Raw genomic sequence first — 24,194 nt, 5'->3', positions numbered from 1 at the left:
AATTATGTGACTGGGGTGAGTGAGTGAAGCCAACAAAGCTGTAGCTTGAAAGACAACGGGTATAAGAGCCTATCTTTGTAGGCTCTTATATTAAGTATGCTAACTGAGTGATTAGTATACTCTATCGTCCCAAACACTATAGCCAGAAGTTCCCGCCATATGATGATGGCAAATAATGTCTTTATATTTAATAGAGACTATTTCTTCTGGTTGTGCTTCTGAATGGTTAACGCTATGTGGATAGTTTGGCGATAATTCAAGAATTGTCGCATCACGACACTCGATGGAATAATATAATTCCTGTGATCCTGATTGAGCTGTACGATAAAAATCGAATTTCAGATTCAGTGTTTCATTATCTGAAATTGCCATCATCAATAATGGTGATGATTTATCTTGCGGTTTTACAAATACAATTGGACTATGGTTAACATTTTGTTCTCTGTGAATGGAATGATGTAGTTTTAATACAAAAATTTCATTCTCATGACCCGCTTGATATTTATTGCCAATGGATTCAACAGAGGAGCAACCTTGTGAAATTAACCCCTGTTTGTCTCCCTGCAATGTTAAATAGATCATATTTGCCATAATAACTTCCTGTTGTGGTTAAGATTCATTAACTAATGATGAAGCAGTGCCAATATATCTCTAAATTCAGCCAGTTGGATAGAAAAAAGTGTGATAGACATCACTATACAATAAGAGATAAATCTTAAATTAGCTTAATCGCACTTTATATCATTAAAGTCAATATAACATTGACCAGATTAGATATCATAACTCTCTCTTATTTCCCTTTTTTCAGCATCATATTTATATTTTTCTCTGAGTTTATTCTGTAATTCTTTTACTTTTGTACAATATTGGTCGATACCCTTTTCTATTTCTTTTTTTTGTTCATCAGGTAAATTATTATCTCATTCACCTGCAAGGTGCTGGCAGTCTTCCGCATTATCTATATACTCTTGCAAATCTTTCGGAATATTATTTTCTGATACCTGGGTAAATCCGCATAAAAAGAAAAATATAACACATATTATTGCTAACTTTTTCATATTACCTACTATCGTTAGATCTGATTTTTTATCATTGCTGCTATTAAGTAACACGGTGGACATAATGCATTTTATACCCTATGGATTAACTATCATCATTTATATTCATCTATCTTCTTTGTATGTCATAATAGACCATGAAGAGAAAACTATACGTTCTTAAACATAATTTCCGATAAATCATATGATTCCTCATCCCCGCCTCGGGAGAAATCACTATCCAAAATATGATCTTTTTGACATAACCTTCATATTTTCTTCATTATTGGATAATTCCCAGTGGTTACACTAATAATATATTCTTGCACCTAATTTGGCATAAGATGCCCGCATGAGCGATTACCGCCACAACATTGAGAGAATGTCGAGCTAATGAATAACAAAAACCGTTCCTACTTTTTCCGTCTCGCGGCGGTTCTGGCCACGATCGTTGCGGCTGTCTTCTTTGCGTGGAAATACTTCAATACGTCTGCAACATCAGGTAAAACTCAGGATGCAAAGACACAACAAAATATACCTAATCAAGCTCAGACACCCGTTCAGGTCGCAACGGCTGAATTAAAATCTGTGCCCCATTATTTAAGCGGATTGGGAACGGTTCAGGCAGCAAATACAGTAACTGTCAACAGCCTTGTGGAAGGTCAGTTAATGGCACTGCATTTTAATGAGGGACAATACGTCAAAAAAGGAGACTTGCTGGCAGAAATCGATCCCCGTCCTTTTCAAGTCAGACTGGCAAAAGCGCAAGGTCAATATGCCAGAGATCAGGCAACATTGATCAATGCCAAACAGGATTTGAGCCGATTCCAACAATTGGCAAAAAATAAACTTATTTCCCAGCAAGATCTGGATAAGCAAATTTCTTTGGTTCGTCAGAGCGAAGCCAGCCTGAAAGCAGATCAATCAGATATTGACGAAGCAAAACTAAAATTAACTTACAGCCGCATCACTGCGCCTATTTCTGGCCGGGTCGGTTTAAAACGGATTGATATCGGTAATTACGTATCTGCCGGAGGCGGAACTCCGATTGTGGTGATTACACAAATCGATCCTATTGATGTGCTTTTTTCCCTGCCTGAAAACGATATCGCTACGGTGTTAAAGGCGCAGAAAAACCACGAAAGTGTCAATGTCAAAGCATGGGATCGCAATAATCAACAACAATTGGCACAAGGCAGGCTACTTAGTATTGATAACCAGATCGATGTCACCACTGGTACGATCAAAATGAAGGCCCGGTTCAATAATCGAGACAATATGTTGTTCCCTAATCAGTTCGTCAATATTCAGATGAAAGTCGATACACTGAAAAATGCAGTTGTGATCCCAACTGCCGGTTTACAAATGGGAAATTCGGGTAATTTTGTCTGGAAAGTGGATAAAGAAAATAAGGTCAGCAAACATAAAGTGATCGCGGGGCTGCAAAACAATCAATTTGTGATTATCAATACTGGCCTGTCGTCAGGTGAACGAGTCGTCACTGATGGTATTGACCAACTGACCGAAAGTGTCAAAGTTGAGATTGTCAAACCTTTGACAATCTCAACGAATGCCGACAAAACGCAGAAAGACGCAACTCAGTCAAACAATCAGTCAAACGATAATGTGGAGAATCCGTAATGCAGTCTGATGCGCCAATGACAGGCGGAGGGCCATCTCGCCTGTTTATCCTGCGTCCTGTTGCTACGACGCTGTTTATGGTGGCGATATTGCTGGCAGGTTTCATTGGTTATCGGATGTTGCCTGTTTCTGCGTTACCTCAGGTGGATTATCCGACCATTCAGGTAGTCACTCTGTATCCCGGTGCTAACCCTGATGTTATGACTTCTGCTGTAACAGCACCACTGGAACGCCAGTTTGGGCAAATGTCCGGCTTGAAGCAAATGTCATCCAGAAGTTCTGGAGGTGCCTCGGTTATCACGCTGGTATTCCAGCTTTCATTGCCGTTGGATGTTGCAGAGCAGGATGTACAGGCCGCGATTAACTCGGCCAGCAATCTATTGCCTGAAGATTTACCCTATCCCCCGATTTACAGCAAGGTTAATCCGGCCGATCCGCCGATCTTGACGCTAGCCGTAACCTCTGATGCCCTGCCCATGACGCAGGTGCAAGATATGGTGGAAACCCGTGTTGCCCAGCGTATTTCTCAAGTCGGTGGTGTGGGTTTGGTAACACTGGCAGGAGGACAGCGCCTTGCCGTGCGCGTGAAATTGAATGCACAGGCCATCGCCTCACAAGGGTTAGATAGTGATGAGATCCGTTCTGCTATCATGAAAGCGAATGTGAATTCAGCAAAAGGCAGCTTTGACGGGCCAACACGTTCGATCACCATCTCTTCTAACGACCAAATGAAGTCTATAGATGATTACCGCAATTTAATCGTGGCTTATAAAAATGACAGCCCCATTCGTTTGCGGGATATTGCTACCATTGAGCAAGGTGCAGAAAATGATAAATTGGGGGCATGGGCCAATGAAAAGCCCGCCATCGTTATCAATGTGCAACGCCAACCCGGGGCAAATGTTATCGAGACTACGGATAATATCCGTAAGATGCTGCCAGAATTGATCAGTAGTCTGCCCAAATCCGTCAATGTGGAGATGCTGACAGACCGTACTATCACGATCCGTAATTCAGTCAAGGATGTTCAGTTTGAACTGCTGTTGGCTATCGCGCTGGTCGTTATGGTGATTTATCTGTTTTTGCGCAACGTCACAGCAACCTTGATCCCCAGTATTGCTGTCCCACTCTCTTTGGTGGGCACGTTTGCCGTTATGCATTTCTGCGGTTTTTCCGTCAATAATCTGACCTTAATGGCACTAACCATCGCAACCGGTTTTGTAGTGGATGATGCCATTGTCGTTATAGAGAATATTTCCCGCTATATTGAGCGGGGAGAAAAACCGCTGGCAGCCGCACTGAAAGGAGCCGGCGAAATCGGTTTTACCATTATTTCCCTGACCTTTTCATTAATTGCCGTATTGATCCCGTTGCTGTTCATGGGAGATATCGTCGGCCGCCTGTTCCGGGAATTTGCCATAACCCTTGCGGTTGCCATTTTAATTTCTGCTGTTGTGTCATTAACACTTACGCCAATGATGTGCGCAAGAATGTTGAAGTCAGAAGCTGACATTAAACACAATCGTTTTGAACGGGCCAGTGAACGTTTCTTTGATCGCCTGATTGAGATATATGCTGTCTTCCTGAAACGGGTATTAAACCATCCCTGGATTACGCTTGGTGTTGCATTCAGTACAATGGTTCTGACTGTCCTACTCTATGTCATGATCCCGAAAGGTTTCTTTCCGTTGCAGGATAATGGCCTGATTCAGGGTTCACTGGAAGCGCCACAATCCATTTCTTTCCATGCAATGTCAGATAAACAGCGGCAGGTCACCACTCTGTTGTTACAAGATCCTGCTGTGGACAATGTTACGACGTTTATCGGTGTTGATGGTAACAATGCAACATTGAACGATGCGCGTCTGCAAATAACGCTAAAGCCGTTTGACCAGCGAGAAGACAGCATTGACGAAGTTATTCCCCGTCTGCAAGCACGTATTGCCAACGTCCCTGACGTTAAGTTGTATCTGCAACCGACACAAGATCTGACTATCGATACTCAAGTATCCCGCACGCAATACCAATTTACATTGCAGGCAACTTCGCTTGATGAACTCAACGTCTGGATCCCTAAATTGCAGAATGCGCTTCAACAACGACCTGAGTTGATCGATATCAGCAATAATTGGCAAAGTCAGGGATTGGTGGCTTATCTCAACGTGAATCGTGATATGGCCAGCCGATTAGGGATCTCCATGGCAGCAGTGGATAATGCGCTGTATAACGCATTCGGCCAACGTTTGATTTCAACCATTTACACACAAGCAAATCAGTATCGGGTTATCCTTGAACAAGATACAAAAAGTTCATCAGGGCTGGAAGCGCTCAATAACCTTTATCTGACTGGAAACGATGGCAAAATGGTGCCATTCAATACTATTGCCACTATTGAGCAACGATTGGGGAATTTATCCATCAATCACCTACAGCAGTTCCCTGCCGTTACTTTTTCGTTCAATGTAGCGAAAAACTCGTCCCTTGAACAAGCGGTCAATGTCGTCAAAGAAACGGAGCTGGCTATCCAAATGCCAAAAGATATCATCACTCAGTTTCAAGGGGCGACACTGGCATTCCAGAATTCACTCAGTAATACCCTTTGGCTGATTTTGGCTGCGGTCGTCGCTATGTATATCGTGCTCGGTGTACTGTATGAGAGCTTTATTCATCCGGTTACAATCTTATCGACCCTGCCTACCGCCGGCGTCGGAGCATTATTGTCCTTGATGATTGGTGGCTATGAATTGGATATTATCGCCATCATCGGGATCATTCTCTTGATTGGTATCGTGAAGAAAAACGCCATCATGATGATTGATTTTGCGCTGGCGGCTGAGCGTGAAAAAGGCATGACTCCTTATGAAGCCATTTATCAAGCTTGTTTGTTACGTTTCAGACCGATATTGATGACGACAATGGCAGCATTGCTGGGAGCATTACCACTGATGCTCAGTACCGGCATCGGTGCAGAGCTGCGCCGTCCGTTAGGGGTCAGTATGGTAGGTGGCCTGATCATGAGCCAGATTCTGACGCTGTTCACAACACCTGTTATTTATCTGCTTTTTGATAAATTAGCACACAAATACCGGAAAAATACGCAGGATAAACACCCTAATCAGGCAAGGCTCGATCAATCCTCTGTTAATCATCAGGAGCCGCTGTGAAATTTTTCGCCCTATTTATCCAGCGGCCAGTTGCCACCACTTTGCTGAGTTTAGCCATTACTTTGTGTGGCGCGCTGAGTTTTATCTTTTTGCCTGTGGCACCGCTGCCACAGGTTGATTTTCCTGTGATTGCAGTCCAGGCTTCCATGCCTGGCGCGTCACCGGAAACAATGGCATCCTCCGTAACGACACCTCTGGAGCGCTCATTAGGCAGAATTGCTGGAGTAAAAGAGATGACTTCCTCCAGCTCGCTGGGAAGCTCTTATATTGTTCTGGAATTCGATCTCAGCCGGAATATTAATGGTGCAGCGCGGGATGTTCAGGCAGCCATCAATGCCGCACAAAGCTTATTGCCTTCTGGTATGCCAAGCAAGCCACGGTATTATAAAGCTAATCTGTCAGACGCCCCGATCATGATTCTGACCCTCACCTCAGACGATTATAGTGAAGGACAACTGTATGACCTCGCCTCTACCAGACTGGCCCAAAAACTTTCCCAGGTAGAAGGTGTCAGTAAAGTCAATGTCAACGGTAGTTCATTACCTGCAATACGTGTTGAGCTGAATCCCAACGCCCTCTTTAATCAAGGCGTTTCACTCAATGATGTCAGCAAAGCCATCAGCGAGGCCAATGTCAGAAGACCCACTGGTTATGTCGATTCTGATAAATATAATTGGCAATTACAAACCAATGACGAACTGAAAACAGCAGAGAGCTATCGCTCTATTATTGTGCGTTATAATAATGGCGCTCCTGTCCGTTTACAGGATATCGCGAATGTTAAGAATTCTGTCGAGGATGTTCGGGCAGCAGCCATGTCCGGCAATAAATCTGCCATTGCTCTCACTATTCGCCGTGAAGCAGGTGCGAATATCATCGCTACCGTGCAACGCATCCGTGCTCAGCTCCCTGTTCTGCAAGCATCAATGCCCGCCAATATTCAGCTGAATATTGCACAGGATCGCTCGCCAGCCATTCAGGCCTCTCTGAACGAAGTTGAACGGGCACTTGCCATCGCGGTGGCCTTGGTGATTTTGGTGGTATTTCTGTTTTTACGTTCAGGCCGGGCTACGCTGATTCCGGCAATTGCGGTTCCGGTATCACTCATTGGTACTTTCACCGCCATGTATTTATGTGGCTTCAGTTTAAACAATCTTTCATTGATGGCATTAACCATCGCCACCGGATTTGTTGTCGATGATGCCATTGTGGTACTGGAAAATATTTCCCGTCACCTTGATGCCGGAATGAAACCGATGCAAGCGGCCCTTAAGGGAGTAAGGGAAGTTGGATTCACTGTGCTGGCCATGAGTCTGTCGCTTATGGCTGTGTTCATTCCCCTTGTGCTGATCGATGAATTACTGGGTAGATTATTCCGGGATTTTGCTGTTACTCTCGCCACCGCGATTGGCATTTCATTATTGGTTTCATTAACCCTGACTCCGATGATGTGCGCGCATTTGCTTAAATCATCGCCGATAAAAGCGCAAACACAGACGCAGGGCTTTGGAAAAATTCTGTTAAAAATTCAGCAGGGTTATGCCCGTTCACTAAAATGGATCCTCAATCACACTCGTTGGGTATTACTGTCATTAGTCGGCATTATCGCCCTGAATATCTGGCTCTATATCAGCATCCCAAAAACCTTTTTTCCACAGCAAGATACAGGAAAGATGATAGGTTTTGTGGTTGCTGACCAAAGCATTTCATTTCAGGCTATGCGTGAAAAAATTAAAAGTGTTATGCAGATCATCGATACTGACCCAACAGTGGATAATGTCGTCGGGTTTACGGGTGGTGACAGCATCAACACTGGTTTTATGTTTATTTCCTTAAAGCCGCGGGCAGAACGCTCTGAAAGTATTCAGGAAGTCGTAACTCGTTTAAGAAGCAAACTTAGCAATGAAGCAGGTACCCGCCTGTATTTAATTCCTGTGCAGGATCTCCGTTCCGGCGGACGCGGGGCTAAATCCACCTATCAGTTTAGTTTGTTGTCAGATGATTTTGGTGAACTGCAGAAATGGAGTCCGGCTATCAAAAAGGCACTGGAAAAACTGCCTCAATTGGTGGATGTGAACGCCGATGAAGACGACGAAAGCAAAGGTGCTGAAATCGCGATTACTTATGATCGTGACACTATGGCTCGTTTGGGAATCAATGTCGCTGATGCGAATAGTTTACTCTACAATGCCTTTGGGCAACGGCAGATCTCCACGATTTACCAACCGCTGAATCAGTATAAGGTGGTAATGGAAGTTGCACCGCAATATAACCAAGATCCCAGCGCATTGGAGAAGATGTTTGTTATCAATGCCAAGGGTGAGCGCATTCCACTGTCCTATTTTGCCCACTGGCGTCCCGCCAACGCGCCACTGGACGTTTTCCATCAAGGACTTTCCGCCGCTTCAACCATCGCTTTTGATGTTGCGCCGGGTTATACGCTGTCCGATGCCATCAGCGCGATAGAAAGAACAATGACTGAATTAAGTGTTCCTTCATCAGTGCGCAGTTCTTTCGCGGGTACAGCTCAGGATTTTCAGGACAGTGAAAAATCCCAGTTGTTTGTGATTCTCGCGGCTATTGTGACGGTTTATCTGGTTCTTGGCGTGCTGTATGAAAGTTATCTTCATCCGCTGACTATCCTTTCTACCCTTCCTTCTGCGGGAGTGGGTGCGCTGATGGCACTGGAGTTGTTCAATACGCCATTTAGCCTGATAGCTATGATTGGAATTATGTTGCTGGTGGGTATCGTCAAGAAAAATGCCATTATCATGGTGGATTTTGCCCTTGAAGCACAGCGTGGCGGTAAGCTCACTGCTCAGGAAGCAATCTTTCAGGCCTGTTTGTTGCGATTCCGGCCGATCATGATGACAACGCTTTCTGCTCTGTTTGGTGCTTTGCCTTTGGTACTGAGCAACGGAGATGGTGCTGAATTACGTTTCCCATTAGGGATCACGATTGTTGGTGGTCTGGTGATGAGCCAACTGCTTACGCTATATACGACTCCGGTTGTATATCTGTTCTTTGACCGACTGAGTGAAAAATGGCGGCATCGTCGAATCGCAAAGTTACACATGAAAAAAGCACAGATGGTGAAACCATCATGAAATTCATGAGGAAAACAAGTATCAGCAGTAAACTGTTTCTGGCTATTTTTGCCACTTGCATGCTGGTATTGATCATTATGCACTGGGGCGTTCGCCTCAGTTTCCAGCATGGTTTTATTGGCTATATCAAGCAAAATAGCCAAATGCGTGCAAGTATGCTGGCGGAAGCATTAACGGAACAATATCAGCAATATGGCAATTGGCAGTTTTTAACCCAAGATGATCGCATTATCTTTCAGATTCTCCGTACTATTGAGCAAAATAATGATAGTCATCAAGGGCCGTCACCCCGTGGCTGGCGGACGCAATTCTGGGTTGTTGACGCTCAGATGAAGCGTCTGGTAGGCCATCCCCGTGATATTCCGGCAGAAAGCTATCGCAAACCCGTGACTTATCAGAATAATATTGTCGGTTGGGTAATTGTCAGCGCGTCAGACAAAATCAGCCTTCAGGCTGATATCAGTTTCGCCCGCCAGCAACAATTCACCAGTTGGATTATTGCCGGTTTTACAACCCTGCTGGCGCTGATTGTCACTTTTCTTCTCTCCCGGGGTCTTTTAAGACCTGTCAAACGGTTAGTCGAAGGCACACATAAACTGACTGCCGGTGATTTCAGTGTCCGTGTCATTCCATCCGGCAAGGATGAGATAAGTACATTGGCATCAAACTTTAACCAACTTGCCAGTACACTGGAAAAAAATGAGCAGATGCGCCGTGATTATATGGCGGATATCTCCCATGAGTTACGTACCCCGCTTTCTGTGCTGCGTGGTGAGCTGGAAGCCTTGCAGGACGGCGTGAGACAACCAACACAGGAAACTATTCATTCTCTGCTCACGGAAGTCGCTACCCTGACAAAGCTGGTCGATGATCTGCATTTATTGTCCCTTTCCGATCGCGGTTCACTGGCCTACAGAAAAGAGTCTGTTAATGTCAGCGAGTTATTGCAAATCTCCGCAGCGAATTATCAAGACCGCTTTGCTGATAAACAAATTAAGTTAGCATTGAGTTTAAAAGAAAATGTGACACTATTTGCAGATCCTAGCCGACTAATGCAACTCTTCCTGAATTTACTGGAAAATAGCCTGCGCTATACCGCCGAACACGGAAAAGTCGTTATCCGGGAATATTCAGATCAGCAAAAATGGATATTGGATTTGCAGGACAGTGCTCCCGGGCTGACCGTGGAACAATGCCAGCATGTTTTTGACCGTTTTTATCGCTGTGAATCTTCCCGTAACCGCGCAAGCGGCGGCTCAGGACTTGGATTGGCAATCTGTTATAACATCGTCGAAGCCCATGATGGCACTATCCACGCAGAAAGATCACCTTTAGGTGGTATTAGAATTCACGTAGAATTGCCGTTGTTTAAATCCTCTGAACTTGAAAAACATTAACTTGAAACACATTAACTTGAAAAATATAAATTTGAAAAACAATGAGCACACATGCTACGCAATATACTGTTCTGATCGTTGAAGATGAACCTAAGCTGGGACGACTACTGATAGATTATCTGCAATCCGCAGATTACCAAACTCAATGGCTGAAACGCGGGGATGAAGTCATTGCACATGTTCAAAAGCAACAACCCCATATTATTTTGCTTGACCTTATGTTACCGGGGCTGGATGGATTATCGGTCTGTCGGGAAATCCGCAAGTTTTCTGATATTCCCATCGTGATGATGACCGCGAAAACAGAGGAGATTGACCGGCTTCTTGGTTTAGAAATCGGTGCTGACGATTATATCTGCAAACCTTATAGCCCACGGGAGATGGTCGCCAGAGTGAAGACCATTTTGCGTCGTTGCTATCGTCCACAAGATATTGTTAGCGAGCAGGGAGCACTGACCATTGATGAAAATCATTTTCAGGCTCGTTATCTTGATCGGGTGCTTGAACTGACCCCCGTTGAATTCCGTTTACTCAAGATTATGTCCAGTCAGCCGGGACGGGTCTTTTCCCGCGATCAGCTATTGAATAATCTTTATGACGATCATCGTATTGTGAATGACCGCACCATCGATAGTCATATTAAGAATTTGCGCAGAAAATTAGAACAATTGGATGAAGATAAATCTTTTATACGCTCGATTTATGGACTGGGTTATCGTTGGGAAGCAGAAATTTGTCGTTTGATGTAACTGCATTCACATTTCCTGATAGTTATTCAAGCATAATAGTTATTCAAGCATAATAGTTATTCAAGCATAAATTTTTTACCTTCCCGCTACATTGTACAAAATTCAAGCTAGACTTAAGCTGATAATTACCCAATCAGGAGAATTTCTTATGGCTACTGGGCATTATGATCTTAAGAAAGCAAAGAACGGGCAATTTTATTTCAATCTGGTAGCAGCAAATGGTGACATTATTCTGAACAGCGAAATGTATACTACCAAAGCCGCTGCCAATAAAGGCATTAATTCAGTGCGGGTTAACTCTTCCGATAAAACACGCCATGAAGTAAGGAAAAATAAATCAGGCAAATCTTATTTTGTTCTGAAAGCCCGGAATCACCAAATCATTGGTGTCAGTGAATCTTATGCTAATGAAACCAGTGTGAAGAAGTGCATACAATCTGTCATGAAAATCGGGCCGACAGAAAGTATTCATGATTTAACCAAGCCAAGCATAGCTAAATAGTTATGACTCGCGCCGTATTAACGGCGCGCTTTCTTCCGGCGGCAATAATATATTTGTGCTAATGATGAAATAAGCGCTAAAATTCCTTTCCCTTTAACCTTACCCTTAGTAATGATAAAGCTGAGAGGATAAGGGCTGACTTGAACTCAGACCGAGAACGCTAATAATATGTTTATTCCTGAATTACTTTCTCCTGCCGGCTCCCTGAAAAACATGCGTTATGCATTCGCCTATGGTGCAGATGCTATCTATGCCGGGCAACCCCGCTATAGCCTGCGTGTCCGTAATAATGAATTTAACCATGAGACACTGGCTCAGGGCATCAAAGAAGCGCACGGGTTAGGTAAGCGTTTTTATGTTGTCGTCAATATCGCACCACATAATGCCAAACTGAAAACATTTATCCGTGATTTGAAACCCGTCGTGGAAATGGGGCCTGATGCGCTGATTATGTCCGATCCAGGTCTGATTATGATGGTTCGTGAAGCATTTCCTGAAATAGATATTCACCTTTCCGTTCAGGCTAATGCAGTTAACTGGGCCACGGTCAAATTCTGGAAGCAAATGGGCCTGACTCGTGTCATTCTCTCCCGTGAACTCTCACTGGAAGAAATTGCCGAGATCCGCCAGCAAGTGCCAGAGATGGAACTGGAGGTTTTTGTTCATGGCGCACTTTGCATGGCCTATTCCGGTCGCTGCCTGTTATCAGGATATATCAACAAGCGCGATCCCAATCAGGGAACATGCACTAATGCCTGCCGCTGGGAATACAAGGTACAGGAAGGGAAGGAAGATGCTGTCGGGAATATTGTTCATACGCACGATCCTATTCCTGTCAAAAATCTTGAACCGACATTGGGCCAAGGCATCCCAACTGACAAAGTATTCATGATTGAAGAAGCCAAACGTCCCGGTGAGTATATGTCAGCGTTTGAAGATGAACATGGTACTTACATCATGAACTCTAAGGATCTACGCGCGATTGAACATGTAGAAAAACTCACGGAAATGGGCGTTCATTCCCTGAAAATTGAAGGCCGGACAAAATCGTTCTATTATTGTGCCCGTACTGCTCAGGTGTACCGTCGTGCCATTGATGATGCCGTTGCCGGAAAACCTTTCGATCCGACCTTAATGACAACGTTGGAAGGTCTGGCGCATCGTGGTTATACAGAAGGCTTCCTGCGCCGCCATACTCACGATGCCTACCAAACTTATGAATACGGTTATTCTGTGTCAGATACTCAGCAATTTGTGGGGGAATTGACGGGTAATAGAGTCAATGGGTTAGCTGAAGTCGCCGTGAAAAATAAATTTCTTGTTGGGGATCATCTGGAACTCATGACTCCATCAGGTAATATCAACTTCACGTTAGAATCCATAACAAATAAAAAAGGTCAATCGGTAGATGTTGCACCGGGAGATGGGCATATCGTTTATCTTCCTATTCCTGAAGAAATTGATCTGAACCATGCCTTACTTGTCCGGAATCTGAAGAAAGGTAATACCAGAACACCTCATCCACAGAAATTATCAGAAAAATAATTCAAAATAAGATTTTAAAGAAATTATTCTGTTTTTTTAGAAACAGATCACATCAATACTATTTTATTTCTCGTATTATCGGCTCTGAAAAATGAAGAACTAAAAAAGTTTTACTGTAAGACTAGGAACCACCTCCTTGGCTAGCTCAATCTCCCTTGGGCTGGCCTTTTCTTTTATCTGAAATAGATGTAAAAAACAATAAATTCAATTGGTTATAAATAACCCGTCAATCTTAAATCATAAATAAATTTAATGCCTTTCAATTTTAGCTTGAATATATATTACCTACATATTAATAACGCCATTTATTATGAAACATGAAAACCATCTCATGATAAATACCATTGATATTCATTCAGTTTAATGAAGGAAATTTTCAGAAAATACTATTCGACATATTCAAATACAAAATAATTCAATGTGTATTATTCATCCTATCAGATAAAAATTATTTCACTTTACCCTCCTACAAACGGAGTGCATTTTTAATACTTTGTGTGTGACTGTAGCCTAACTGAAGCGATCCACTACAGCTTCCCTCTCTACTCGCCTTGTGATTAACATAAATATCAACAACAATCAGTAGCGCCTTTTGCAAACTGGAGTTAATCATGACTGATATCGCTAATTTGTTAGGAAAAGACGCAGAAAGTTTATTGCAACATCAATGCCGTACCATCCCAAGTGAAAATATCTACCTTCCCGGTACAGATTTTGTCGACAGAGTGATGATCGAAAATAATCGTCCCAATACTGTCCTGCGATCCATGCAAACCTTGCTGAATCATGGTCGTCTGGCAGGTACAGGTTATCTTTCAATTTTGCCGGTAGACCAAGGTGTTGAACATTCCGCCAGCGCTTCTTTTGCCGCTAATCCCCTCTATTTTGATCCTAAAAATATTGTTGAATTGGCTATTGAAGCGGGCTGTAACTGTGTTGCTTCAACTTACGGCGTTCTGGCGTCTGTTTCTCGTCGTTATGCCCATAAGATCCCATTCTTGGTGAAGCTCAATCACAATGAAACTTTGACCTATCCGGCTCAATATGACCAAACTTTATATGCCAGCGTCGAACAAGCATTTGAAATGGGCGCCGTTGCGGTTGGTGCAACTATTTATTACGGTTCACCCGAATCACGCCGTCAAATAGAAGAAATTTCAGCAGCTTTCGAACGAGCTCACGAGTTAGGCATGGTTACTGTGTTATGGGCTTATCTGCGCAATTCAGCTTTCAAGAAAGAGGGGATTGATTACCACACCAGCGCAGATTTAACAGGTCAGGCAAATCATCTTGCAGCAACTATCGGTGCCGATATCGTTAAGCAAAAAATGGCTGAAACCAACGGAGGCTATAATGCCATCGGATTTGGCCATACGGACAAACGTGTCTATAGTCATTTGACCACTGAACACCCCATTGATTTAGTTCGCTATCAACTTGCTAACTGTTATATGGGGCGCGCTGGATTAATTAATTCTGGCGGCGCTTCTGGCGACAACGATTTGAGTGATTCAGTCCGCACCGCTGTCATTAATAAACGTGCCGGAGGAATGGGATTGATTCTTGGTCGTAAAGCGTTCAAGAAGTCAATGAAAGAAGGTATTGAGTTAATCAACTCCGTTCAGGATGTGTATCTGGACAAAAAAATCACCATCGCATAACCGGATTTTTTAACTTTTCATGCTTCACACTTCATAATGGGGATATGGCTATCCCCATTATCTGGTAACAAACGCTCCTTACTCCTTAATTCACCACCATTGATGAAAATGGTGTACAGGCCCAATTCCCTGCCCCACTTCTAGAGTATCCGCCTGAGTCAGTGCATTTTGCAGGTATTTTTTTGCTACAGGAACCGTACTTTGCCAATCGGAATAACGAGGACGCAATGCAGCAAGTGCGGCAGATAAAGTACAGCCCGTTCCGTGGGTATGATGTGTATTCACTCTGGGAGCAGTAAAACGCCACTCACCTTCAGGGGTAAAAAACCAGTCAGGGCTTTCTCCATCGCTCAAATGCCCGCCTTTTAATAAAACTGACTGACATCCGATTGAGAGTAATTCACGCCCTTGCTGTAGCATCTCATCTTCTGTCTTAGCCGGATCACATTGCAGTATCGCCGCCGCTTCCGGCAAATTTGGCGTAACCAGAGAAACAATTGGCAGTAGCTGTTCTACCATTGCCGTAATAGCTTCCGGTAATAACAACGGATCACCACTCTTCGCTACCATAACAGTATCCAATACAATGTGAGGGATAGGATAACGATGCAATGATTCTGCAACTACAGCGATGTTGGCAGCATTGGATAACATACCAATTTTGGCGCTATCTATTCTGACATCTGAAAGCACTGACTCTAACTGAGCAGACACAAAAGAGGGGTCAATGTTATAAACTGACTGTACACCCATTGTATTTTGGGCAACCAACGCGGTTATGACCGATGTACCGTAAGCGCCAAGCGCAGAGAAGGTTTTTAAATCGGCCTGAATACCAGCACCACCGCTAGGATCTGTGCCTGCGATAGTTAATGAATTAATTCTCATGAAGGTGATTCCTACCACCAGCCAAAGAAAAGCAGATATCGAAAAAAGAGATACCACGACTTCCCTACGCTGGCATTATCCAGATCAGGTAATACGGGTACTTCTCAGTTCAATCAAGAACGCCCCGAGTCAAAATAAAAATCACTCTATTAGTATCCCAATAGAGTGATATTTTCAATAGTTTATCGTCAGATAATAAAATAAAACTAACGATAAATATATTTAGTCAGCAATCAAACACCAACCAAAGTAAATTTATTACTATACAGACATAACGTTTGCAGCAGCCGGACCTTTAGGACCATCCTGAATTTCAAACTCAACTTGCTGGCCTTCAGACAATGTTTTAAACCCATCTTTCATAATTGCAGAAAAATGTACAAATACATCTTTGCTGCCATCAGCCGGAGTAATAAAACCAAAACCTTTAGACTCGTTGAACCACTTCACAGTACCAGTGATTTTTGCCATTTCAAAAATTTCCTTTGAATCACTTAATTCGCCGATTGGCATAAAAATAAACAAACCCGTATTCATTTCTGTTATTTATTAACAGAACAATACTTCGTTTACCCATGTGTTTTATCACATACTCTTTATATAAGCGCAAGCCATTTTTTTCAGGCGCTGGAGCCAACGCACATATTTGAATTCCTTAACATCCATTGCAATTTAAAATTATCCAATACAATTTACGGTATATAACAATATGAATTAATGTAAAAAGAAAATTTTAACCCGAAGAAACATCTTCTATGGATTTAATATATAATTCTGTTTCTTACGCCTATTAAAGGATTACATAGAGAGTTATAGTTATCCAAAATCCATTTTACATAACTATAATATTCCAACTCACTCTATTCAAGACTTGTAAACCATACAATATAAGCATTTTGAATATAAAAAGCTTACTTTTTGTTTATCATTTATTAAATATTGTTCAAATATAATATTTTAATAATAATGACACCTATATTATAGGAATAGTTAATGGGAATAGTTATGAGATTAACGTGAGGCCGGCCAGATGATTTTTTATTTACCCGTAATCATACTGAATAATCGTTTCACCTACGGTGAATAAAAAATAGAATAGTATAATGAAATATCTTAGATGTTTGATAATAGATGTTTGATGGCAAATGCTTGAAAAATGCTGATCTATGTCAGACATTCCCGCAGAAGATTCAACGGATTAATGAAGATAATACAGACTATAACAATCAGCCGGGTATGATCCCCGGCTGAAAAAGGTTCGGAATGATGAGCTGACACTTCAACTAGCTAATCTGTTTCTTTGCCTTATTTGCTTTAGCAAACATATAACCCACCCATAATACGCCAACCCAGAATGGCATCAGGATGACTGAAATACGAATTGATGGCATCATCAAAATAATGATGAGAATGAATGCTAAGAATACCAAACACAGATAGTTTCCAAATGGATACCACAAAGCCTGGAATTTAGTCTTCACGCCTTCTTTATTTTTAACTGCACGGAATTTCAGATGGGCTAAGCAAATCATAATCCAGTTAATGACTAACGTTGTCACCACTAAAGCCATCAGCAACTCGAATGCTTTACCCGGCATGACATAGTTAATCAATACACCAGCCGATGTTGCCAATGCAGACAGCCCAATAGACAAAACAGGTACACTACGCTTATTTACTTTAGACAGAATTTGAGGAGCGTTACCTTGTTTAGCCAAACCATATAACATCCGGCTATTACAATACACGCCGCTGTTATAAACAGATAAGGCAGCCGTCAATACAACCACATTCAGGATATTCGCCACCCAAGAGCTATTCAAATCGTGGAAGATCAGAACAAATGGGCTACCGCCTTCTACTACATTTCCCCACGGATAAAGTGAAAGCAGAATAGCCAATGAGCCGATGTAAAACAGCAGAATTCGATAAACTACTTGGTTAGTTGCTTTGGGTATATTTTTTTCAGGATTTTCCGCTTCTGCCGCAGTAATCCCTACCGTTTCCAGTCCACCAAATGAGAACATGATCACCGCCATTGCCATAATCAGGCCAGTGATCCCATTTGGCATAAAACCACCCTGTTGCCATAAGTTAGTCACGCTGGCTTGTGGGCCACCATTTCCACTAATCAGCAAATAGCTGCCAAAAAGAATCATGCCGATAATGGCAGTGACTTTAATGATAGAGAACCAAAATTCAGTTTCACCATATAACCGGACATTAACCAAATTAACAAGGTTAATCAGTACAAAGAATATTGCCGCAGAAACCCATGTTGGCACATCCGGCCACCAATACTGGATATAGATACCAACAGCCGTTAACTCTGCCATTCCGACCAGAATGAACATTGCCCAGTAATTCCAGCCTGATAGAAAACCAGCAAAATCTCCCCAATATTTATAAGCAAAATGGCTAAATGAACCTGCAACAGGTTCTTCAACAACCATTTCACCCAATTGACGCATAATCAAGAATGCAATAAATCCACCAATCGCATACCCGAGAAGCACTGAGGGTCCGGCCATTTTTATGGTTTGTGCAATCCCTAAAAATAATCCCGTACCTACTGCACCACCGAGGGCAATAAGCTGAATATGCCTGTTCTTTAAACCACGCTTAAGCGTAGGTTGTTCTTCCTGTTGTCCTGCCATCTTGTCCTCTTTTACGATACTTAGAACTTGTCTCATTAAAAGCTATTTTATTTGTTGTTTTGAACCTGAGTAGAGTAAGAAATCTTCCTACTCTCCCAATTTCCACAAAACTTGTCGAGCACAAAATGCGCCATTTATTGTAACAACTAGGTGGGTTCTGATTTAACGCGATATTTAGTCTGTGAATTCGAGTCAAGTGAATATTAAAACATCATTTTCAAAGAATGAATACCGCAAATGTATGTTAACACACATACAGGCAGGATGATGGTCGAGGCGAATATCAAAAAGGCAAGTATTGGGTAATAGAACATACACCTAATTCAAATCCTTCATTACCTTGATCGCAGTGTAGATCCAGTGCCAACAAATACAAAAATAGACATGCTAATATCAGACATAATGTTAAGGCTGTTCTTTTAATGCTCAACTAGACCACCTCGGAATAATTTAATTGTAGTTCACATTACAATCAAATATTATAGTAGGTTTTTATACAGTTATTACATTATTTTTTGTTTATTCATTGTCGAAGCCTATAAGCTTAGATTTTGTCATCTCGAAAAGAAGTTGTGTATACTTCCTCAACCTTTAATCAACTTAAGACTGCAATGCCACAAGATAACCACTTAGCACTTGTATACGCACTGAGTAAATGGATAGAAAACCATCTTGGCCGTGTCATTCATCTTGAAGAACTTGCTGCTTACTCTGGCTACTCGCTTTGGCACATGCAGAAAATATTCAAGGAAATCACTGGAATATCGCTTGGAAAGTACATTCGCCAACGCCGCTTGGCTGGTGCTGTATACCTGCTGAGAAACAGTTCTTTGCCTATTTTTGATATCGCCCTTGATTTCGGCTTCGGCTCTCAATCTCATTTCACATATATGTTCCGTAAAGAATACGGCATTACACCTTATGATTTCCGCCAAAGTATAGACATTGAACTCGAAGTTAAACTTCCCTTGCATCTGACTTATAACTGCGGATCATGAAGCTCAGAGTTATCAGCGGCCATTTACCGAGGCCGCCATCTTCTCACTCAACATTTTTCTAAAATCAGTGCAATATTCGAACACTTAATTAATCATAAATCATTGCTGGTATTTTTCGATCAACGCCAAAGCAATCGCTTCTGTTTCCGCATCGGGAGTTCCGCTGATATCTGATGGCCGGAAATGCATCTGAAATGCTTGAATATTTTTACGAGTTGCGTCATCCAATAAACCTGTTTGTGGAATACCATAACCGTAAAGAGCCAATGCTTTCTGTATTGAAATCACTGATGCGGGCATATTAGGAATTCTGCCCGCTAAATACTTATTAACGGTCATCTGATCAGGCCAAGCACCAATCCCTTGCTCATAAAGTATTTCCCACGGAAAAACAGGACCGGGATCTTCTTTTCTAAGCGGTGCTATATCACTATGACCAACAACATTTACAGCCTTAATTTGATGTCTATAAATAATATCCCTTGCCAATCGAATTACGGCATCAATTTGTGATGGATGATATAAACACCACTCTTTTTTGATTAAATATTGTTTAAATCCGCAATTAACAATTTCAATACCAATAGAGTGACTGTTTAAATTTCGGTATCCATTCCATTCACTCTTTCCTGCATGCCAGGCTCTTTCCTTTTCTAAAACCAATTGAAAAACAATCGGTTCTTTATTCTTATATTTTGGCTGTGAGGGAATGAGATAATGAGCACTGACCTGCCCCCCCGTTAAAGCCCGTAAAGATCGTTTATCATTCAACACGGTATAATGCAAAACAAGGAATTTAACCGAATCAATATTCTGTTTAGTCGAATAAGGATAGGAGTAGTCAACAATATAATTGTTTCTGTTTTCACGCTCAGGAGAATGAGAACATCCCACCAACAATGTGATAAATACGCATACTATCAGTCTTCTGATCATGATCGGTCAGCTATTTGAAAGAAAAGGATAATGTTGTAATAACTATATAATAGATGAAACTAAAGTAGATGTGATGTTTTTTACTTTCAGGCAGGTTCTTTAGAACAAATAAAAACCGGACACCCGAAAAGTTTTCGAATGCCCGGTTGATGAGATTATCTCATATGAGTAATCTTTTATTACTGATATATCCTAGATATGGATATACAACTATTAGTATCAGCTATTACTCTTCTCGCTGTTAGGCGAAACATTATTATCCCAGATACCCTTTTCAACTTGCTGTTGAATTTCTGGATAATCCTTGATATTGAATGTTGGTAGCCGCCCTGATTTTCTCTGTTGGTTATAGTCTTTCGCCAGCTTCATTGCTACGCCTGACAACAGAAGTATGGCAATCAAGTTAACAATAGCCATACATGCCATCGATACATTAGCCATATTCCAAACCAGAGGAACATCTGCCAGCGAACCGAACATAACCATTCCCAGTGCAGCCAGACGCAGAATAAATAAACCCGCTGTCTGGTTGCGCTCCAGAAATATCATATTACTTTCAGCATAAGCGTAATTGGCAATGATAGATGTAAAGGCAAAGAAGAAGATAGCAATAGCAATGAATGTCTCTCCCCAATGCCCAACAGCCGACGACAATGCTCGCTGAGTCAGTTCAATTCCGCTGATGGCAGTAACGTTTTCGTTGAGAATACCAGAAGAGAGGATAATGACAGCTGTGGCGCTACAGATAACAATCGTATCCATAAACACCCCTAACATCTGTACATAACCCTGAGAAGCCGGATGTGGTGGATATGGAGAGGCAGACGCAGCAGCGTTTGGTGCAGAACCCATTCCCGCTTCATTCGAAAACAAGCCACGCTGAACACCCTGTAGCATTGCCTGAGAAATACCATAGCCTACTACTCCGGCTACCGCTTCCTGAAGACCAAAAGCGCTCTTGATAATTAGTGCGAATACATCTGGAATACGTTCAATATTGTGACCAACAACCCAAAACGCCAATATTAAATAAGCACCAGCCATAAACGGAACAACTAATTCGGCGACACGGGCAATAGAACGTAATCCACCGAAGATAATAACGCCACTAATAATAACTAATACAATGCCGACATAAATTGGTTTGATATCAAAGGCAAAGGCAGCTGCATTCGCAATTGAGTTTGCCTGAACAGCATTAAATACAAGACCAAACGCGATAATGAGAAAGACGGAAAACAGTACTCCCATCCATCGCTGCTTCAACCCTTTTTCCATATAGTAGGCTGGGCCACCGCGATAATTTCCTTTATCGTCTTTCGTCTTGTACAACTGGGCAAGTGTGCTTTCCACAAAGGAAGTTGCCATACCAATAAACGCAACTACCCACATCCAGAAAATAGCTCCTGGTCCACCCGCAGTAATTGCAATGGCGACCCCTGCTAAGTTACCGGTCCCTACACGAGCAGCAAGACTGGTACATAAAGCCTGAAAAGATGAAATACCAGATTCATCTGATTTCTTGCTGTTTTTCAAAACTGAAAACATGTGACCAAAATGACAAAGCTGTATAAAACGAGAACGCAGTGTAAAGTAAAAGCCAATACCAAGGAGCAAGTATATTAGTATGTAGTCCCAAAGGAAGTTGTTAATAGAATTAATCAGGTCCGTCAAGATATTTTCCCCTTACTAATTAGCAAACATTAGCTGACCATAATGAAGTATCCAGTGAAATTTTATTGTGCTTAATTTCCTTTCTAATTTAACAAGTAACACAATTTCGTATCCAAAAAACACAGAGATACCAGCCAGTAAAAACGAAAAGAATGTAACACAATATCGATTTCAATGGGTAACTTTTAATGAATTTTTTACATTTACTTTAGCATTCGTGAACATTTTTACTTTTCCTCGCAAACGTTTACTCCCTCATTGCAAGCCTATCAAGTGCGTTTTTTCAACAAAAAATACAGATTAATTATTCAACAAAATATAAGTACAAGGCATAAATTAATTAACAATTTTACTCAAAATTAAAAACCAATTAGAAACTAATTCACAACTAACATAAAGTAATATCAATACAATGACCTTATAAAAAGCATGTGTTAATGGCAGGTTACTACCTATATCATGTAAAATGTATATAACAAATTTAGATTGTTAACATCCGTTATATTCCCATTATAGAAATAACTATCTTTATTAAAATTAATGAAATAGTTACAAAATTTAATATTGAAATTTCCAATATTTACGAAAATATATAGCAACATCTTTCTTCAAAGGAGATTATTAAATTTTAATACTGTGATAGTTGGAAAAAGCCACCATCCCATATTAAAATTTTCAATTGTTATTTTTACGGTAGGTAACAACAATAATAGGTTAGTAAGATGTTAATATTTCACTATCTGGCCATCAGATAATCTGCAAGTGAGGTTATAATTGATGTTAGAGCGAAAAAGAAAAAATCCCGCAGACAACATGCTGCCCAAGCGAGTTTATAGAGGAAAATCGAAGTACGAATATCACCCTGCAACAGGTGGTTCAATCTCTATTTGTTGTTTAAGTTCACCAGTATCCGTTGTTTGGAAAGAATACAATAAGATTGTTGGAAAAATAGAAAAAAACAGCACATAGAGCCTAATGTATGTCGAAATTAATAAAGTAGCGGGAGTGACCACTCCCGTTCGTCCGTGTGACCCATTTTAATCCCATTAAAAACAATAAGATAAAATAATATTTTTTTGTATGAAATAAATACTATATTTCTGATACCAAACCGATTCTTAACCATGCCTTCCATTAGAAATATGGACCTCCGAATTTCGTGCTACGATATAAATCTCATCCCATGAGTATGTTAAACAAAACAACAGACGATGGAGTACTGCTTATGTGTATAAGTAACATCATGAGAACCATTGCTATTCTTTCCTTAATTGCCCTATCGTTATCAACACCAGCCATTGCAAAAGATGGAACATTGATTAACTTACCTGATAAAAGATTTGCTGTTCTGTCGGTTGGCGATCTGGAAAGTGAGTCAATTGGCAGTTATTCGATAGCTGTTTTCAAAGATAAAGACCTTACTGAATTTGAAACCGGAGCCGTTTTTTCCCGTGACGGCTCGGTATTTGACGATAGCAATAAACCAAGGGTGACATTTGCTGATATTAATGGTGATGGTTCTAAGGAGTTAATTATTTCCAAACTTTCGGTAGGTTCTGGAAATTATCTTGAAGTAGATGCTCTTAAGATTACAGATAAAAACGTCAAACTCCTCACTCGCATCAATATCAACGGTAAAAATGATCCGATTAAATCACTCCGGACACTATGTAAAAGAGGAGAATGTGTAGAACAAAAGCACCAATAAATATCGTCTCAATACACCCGTTTCCCCTATAGGGAACCGTCACAAATAACGAATTATGTACTATTGTTAATGTTGTCATTACTATCATGGTATAGCCTATCGAGAGGAAATTATGAAACGTATTTTACTGCCACTTTTCCTTGCTTCACTCTTCTCTTATGCCGCACATGCAAATGTAGATAAAACAGCGGAAACTTATTGTGAATTATTTGGGAAAGCCTCCGTAGAAGCATTCAAAACCAATGAATCACCTGATTCGATAGCCCAAAAAGCATTCGGAGAATTGAGAGGTAAGGGATTTGATCTAAAAGAAATCCATAGCAACAAGGATGAATTTCTTGCATCTATCAAACAGACGGTTACTGAAGTCAGAAAAAATAAACAGGCATTCCAAAGTCATCACGATTTTGATCAATCGCTGGTTAAATCAGTTAAAGCATGCAAAGAACAAACAAAGCAGGCTTTATCTCAAGGTATCAAATAAACTCTTGTAGAGCGACGGCTCATGTCTCGTCGCTCTATTTCGTTAA

The 24,194-nt window shown here is 41.4% G+C and carries 20 protein-coding genes and 1 riboswitch; of the genes, 12 read left to right on the top strand and 8 right to left on the bottom strand.

Annotated features, from left to right (window positions below):
• Positions 1-111: 111 nt before the first annotated feature.
• Both FE394_RS10750 and FE394_RS10745 read right to left on the bottom strand, forming a co-directional pair.
• The gene (locus tag FE394_RS10750; protein ID WP_319926382.1) at positions 112-591 is read right to left on the bottom strand and encodes an Hcp family type VI secretion system effector; all 480 of its coding nucleotides are present in this window, start codon (positions 589-591) and stop codon (positions 112-114) included.
• A gap of 329 nt (positions 592-920) precedes the next feature.
• Positions 921-1,121: a hypothetical protein gene (locus tag FE394_RS10745; RefSeq protein ID WP_319926381.1), complete on the bottom strand. Its 201-nt coding sequence runs from the start codon at positions 1,119-1,121 to the stop codon at positions 921-923.
• Between the two features lie 309 nt (positions 1,122-1,430).
• Between FE394_RS10745 and FE394_RS10740 the strand changes: the two genes are divergently transcribed.
• The 8 genes from FE394_RS10740 to fbaB all read left to right on the top strand — a co-directional run bounded on the left by FE394_RS10740 (position 1,431) and on the right by fbaB (position 14,803).
• Entirely contained in the window at positions 1,431-2,678 is a 1,248-nt protein-coding gene (locus FE394_RS10740; RefSeq protein ID WP_319926380.1) for an MdtA/MuxA family multidrug efflux RND transporter periplasmic adaptor subunit, read from the top strand.
• Positions 2,678-5,842: an MdtB/MuxB family multidrug efflux RND transporter permease subunit gene (locus FE394_RS10735; RefSeq protein WP_319926379.1), complete on the top strand. Its 3,165-nt coding sequence runs from the start codon at positions 2,678-2,680 to the stop codon at positions 5,840-5,842. Before FE394_RS10740 ends, FE394_RS10735 begins: the two co-directional genes overlap by 1 nt.
• Positions 5,839-8,949: a multidrug efflux RND transporter permease subunit MdtC gene (mdtC, locus tag FE394_RS10730; RefSeq protein ID WP_319926378.1), complete on the top strand. Its 3,111-nt coding sequence runs from the start codon at positions 5,839-5,841 to the stop codon at positions 8,947-8,949. Before FE394_RS10735 ends, mdtC begins: the two co-directional genes overlap by 4 nt.
• A gap of 5 nt (positions 8,950-8,954) precedes the next feature.
• A complete protein-coding gene (gene baeS, locus FE394_RS10725) occupies positions 8,955-10,346 on the top strand; it encodes an envelope stress sensor histidine kinase BaeS (protein WP_319926397.1) in 1,392 nt (463 codons plus the stop codon).
• A gap of 41 nt (positions 10,347-10,387) precedes the next feature.
• Complete coding sequence (gene baeR, locus FE394_RS10720; protein WP_319926377.1) at positions 10,388-11,095, top strand: envelope stress response regulator BaeR; 708 nt, start codon at positions 10,388-10,390, stop codon at positions 11,093-11,095.
• Between the two features lie 148 nt (positions 11,096-11,243).
• Entirely contained in the window at positions 11,244-11,597 is a 354-nt protein-coding gene (locus FE394_RS10715) for a YegP family protein (RefSeq protein WP_319926376.1), read from the top strand.
• Between the two features lie 168 nt (positions 11,598-11,765).
• Positions 11,766-13,142, top strand: coding sequence for a prephenate-dependent tRNA uridine(34) hydroxylase TrhP (trhP, locus tag FE394_RS10710; protein ID WP_319926375.1), 1,377 nt, complete (start codon positions 11,766-11,768; stop codon positions 13,140-13,142).
• A gap of 611 nt (positions 13,143-13,753) precedes the next feature.
• Entirely contained in the window at positions 13,754-14,803 is a 1,050-nt protein-coding gene (gene fbaB / locus FE394_RS10705) for a class I fructose-bisphosphate aldolase (protein ID WP_319926374.1), read from the top strand.
• A 90-nt stretch (positions 14,804-14,893) separates the two neighbouring features.
• Here the strand turns inward: fbaB and thiD are convergent, their stop codons facing one another.
• The 4 genes from thiD to mgrB all read right to left on the bottom strand — a co-directional run bounded on the left by thiD (position 14,894) and on the right by mgrB (position 18,778).
• Entirely contained in the window at positions 14,894-15,691 is a 798-nt protein-coding gene (gene thiD / locus FE394_RS10700; protein WP_319926373.1) for a bifunctional hydroxymethylpyrimidine kinase/phosphomethylpyrimidine kinase, read from the bottom strand.
• 44 nt (positions 15,692-15,735) lie between these two features.
• Positions 15,736-15,828: riboswitch (TPP riboswitch) on the bottom strand.
• 124 nt (positions 15,829-15,952) lie between these two features.
• The gene (gene cspE / locus FE394_RS10695) at positions 15,953-16,162 is read right to left on the bottom strand and encodes a transcription antiterminator/RNA stability regulator CspE (RefSeq protein ID WP_319926396.1); all 210 of its coding nucleotides are present in this window, start codon (positions 16,160-16,162) and stop codon (positions 15,953-15,955) included.
• Positions 16,163-16,974: 812 nt separating this feature from the next.
• Positions 16,975-18,348 carry an amino acid permease gene (locus FE394_RS10690; RefSeq protein ID WP_319926372.1) on the bottom strand — a complete coding sequence of 458 codons (1,374 nt, stop codon included), beginning with the start codon at positions 18,346-18,348 and terminating at the stop codon, positions 16,975-16,977.
• A gap of 283 nt (positions 18,349-18,631) precedes the next feature.
• Positions 18,632-18,778 carry a PhoP/PhoQ regulatory lipoprotein MgrB gene (gene mgrB, locus FE394_RS20120; RefSeq protein WP_319939277.1) on the bottom strand — a complete coding sequence of 49 codons (147 nt, stop codon included), beginning with the start codon at positions 18,776-18,778 and terminating at the stop codon, positions 18,632-18,634.
• Positions 18,779-18,959: 181 nt separating this feature from the next.
• On the opposite strand from mgrB, the gene FE394_RS10680 reads away from it, so the two are divergent.
• Complete coding sequence (locus FE394_RS10680; RefSeq protein ID WP_319926394.1) at positions 18,960-19,346, top strand: helix-turn-helix domain-containing protein; 387 nt, start codon at positions 18,960-18,962, stop codon at positions 19,344-19,346.
• A gap of 99 nt (positions 19,347-19,445) precedes the next feature.
• Here FE394_RS10680 and FE394_RS10675 read toward each other — a convergent pair whose 3' ends face one another.
• Positions 19,446-20,279, bottom strand: a complete 834-nt coding sequence (locus tag FE394_RS10675; RefSeq protein ID WP_319926393.1) for an N-acetylmuramoyl-L-alanine amidase — start codon at positions 20,277-20,279, stop codon at positions 19,446-19,448.
• Positions 20,280-20,501: 222 nt separating this feature from the next.
• Positions 20,502-21,956: an alanine/glycine:cation symporter family protein gene (locus FE394_RS10670; RefSeq protein WP_319926371.1), complete on the bottom strand. Its 1,455-nt coding sequence runs from the start codon at positions 21,954-21,956 to the stop codon at positions 20,502-20,504.
• A gap of 777 nt (positions 21,957-22,733) precedes the next feature.
• Here FE394_RS10670 and FE394_RS10665 point away from each other — a divergent pair.
• The 3 genes from FE394_RS10665 (at position 22,734) to FE394_RS10655 (ending at position 24,148) form a co-directional block, all read left to right on the top strand.
• Positions 22,734-22,925, top strand: a complete 192-nt coding sequence (locus tag FE394_RS10665; protein ID WP_319926370.1) for a hypothetical protein — start codon at positions 22,734-22,736, stop codon at positions 22,923-22,925.
• A gap of 256 nt (positions 22,926-23,181) precedes the next feature.
• Positions 23,182-23,664, top strand: a complete 483-nt coding sequence (locus FE394_RS10660; protein ID WP_419836330.1) for a PliI family lysozyme inhibitor of I-type lysozyme — start codon at positions 23,182-23,184, stop codon at positions 23,662-23,664.
• Between the two features lie 112 nt (positions 23,665-23,776).
• The gene (locus FE394_RS10655) at positions 23,777-24,148 is read left to right on the top strand and encodes a hypothetical protein (RefSeq protein WP_319926368.1); all 372 of its coding nucleotides are present in this window, start codon (positions 23,777-23,779) and stop codon (positions 24,146-24,148) included.
• The last annotated feature ends 46 nt before the right edge of the window (positions 24,149-24,194 follow it).

The organism is Xenorhabdus littoralis, assembly GCF_033949345.1.
Classification (GTDB): domain Bacteria; phylum Pseudomonadota; class Gammaproteobacteria; order Enterobacterales; family Enterobacteriaceae; genus Xenorhabdus; species Xenorhabdus littoralis.
The sequence above is the reverse complement of the archived record's forward strand: the minus strand, read 5'-3'. Positions and strand labels throughout refer to the sequence as shown.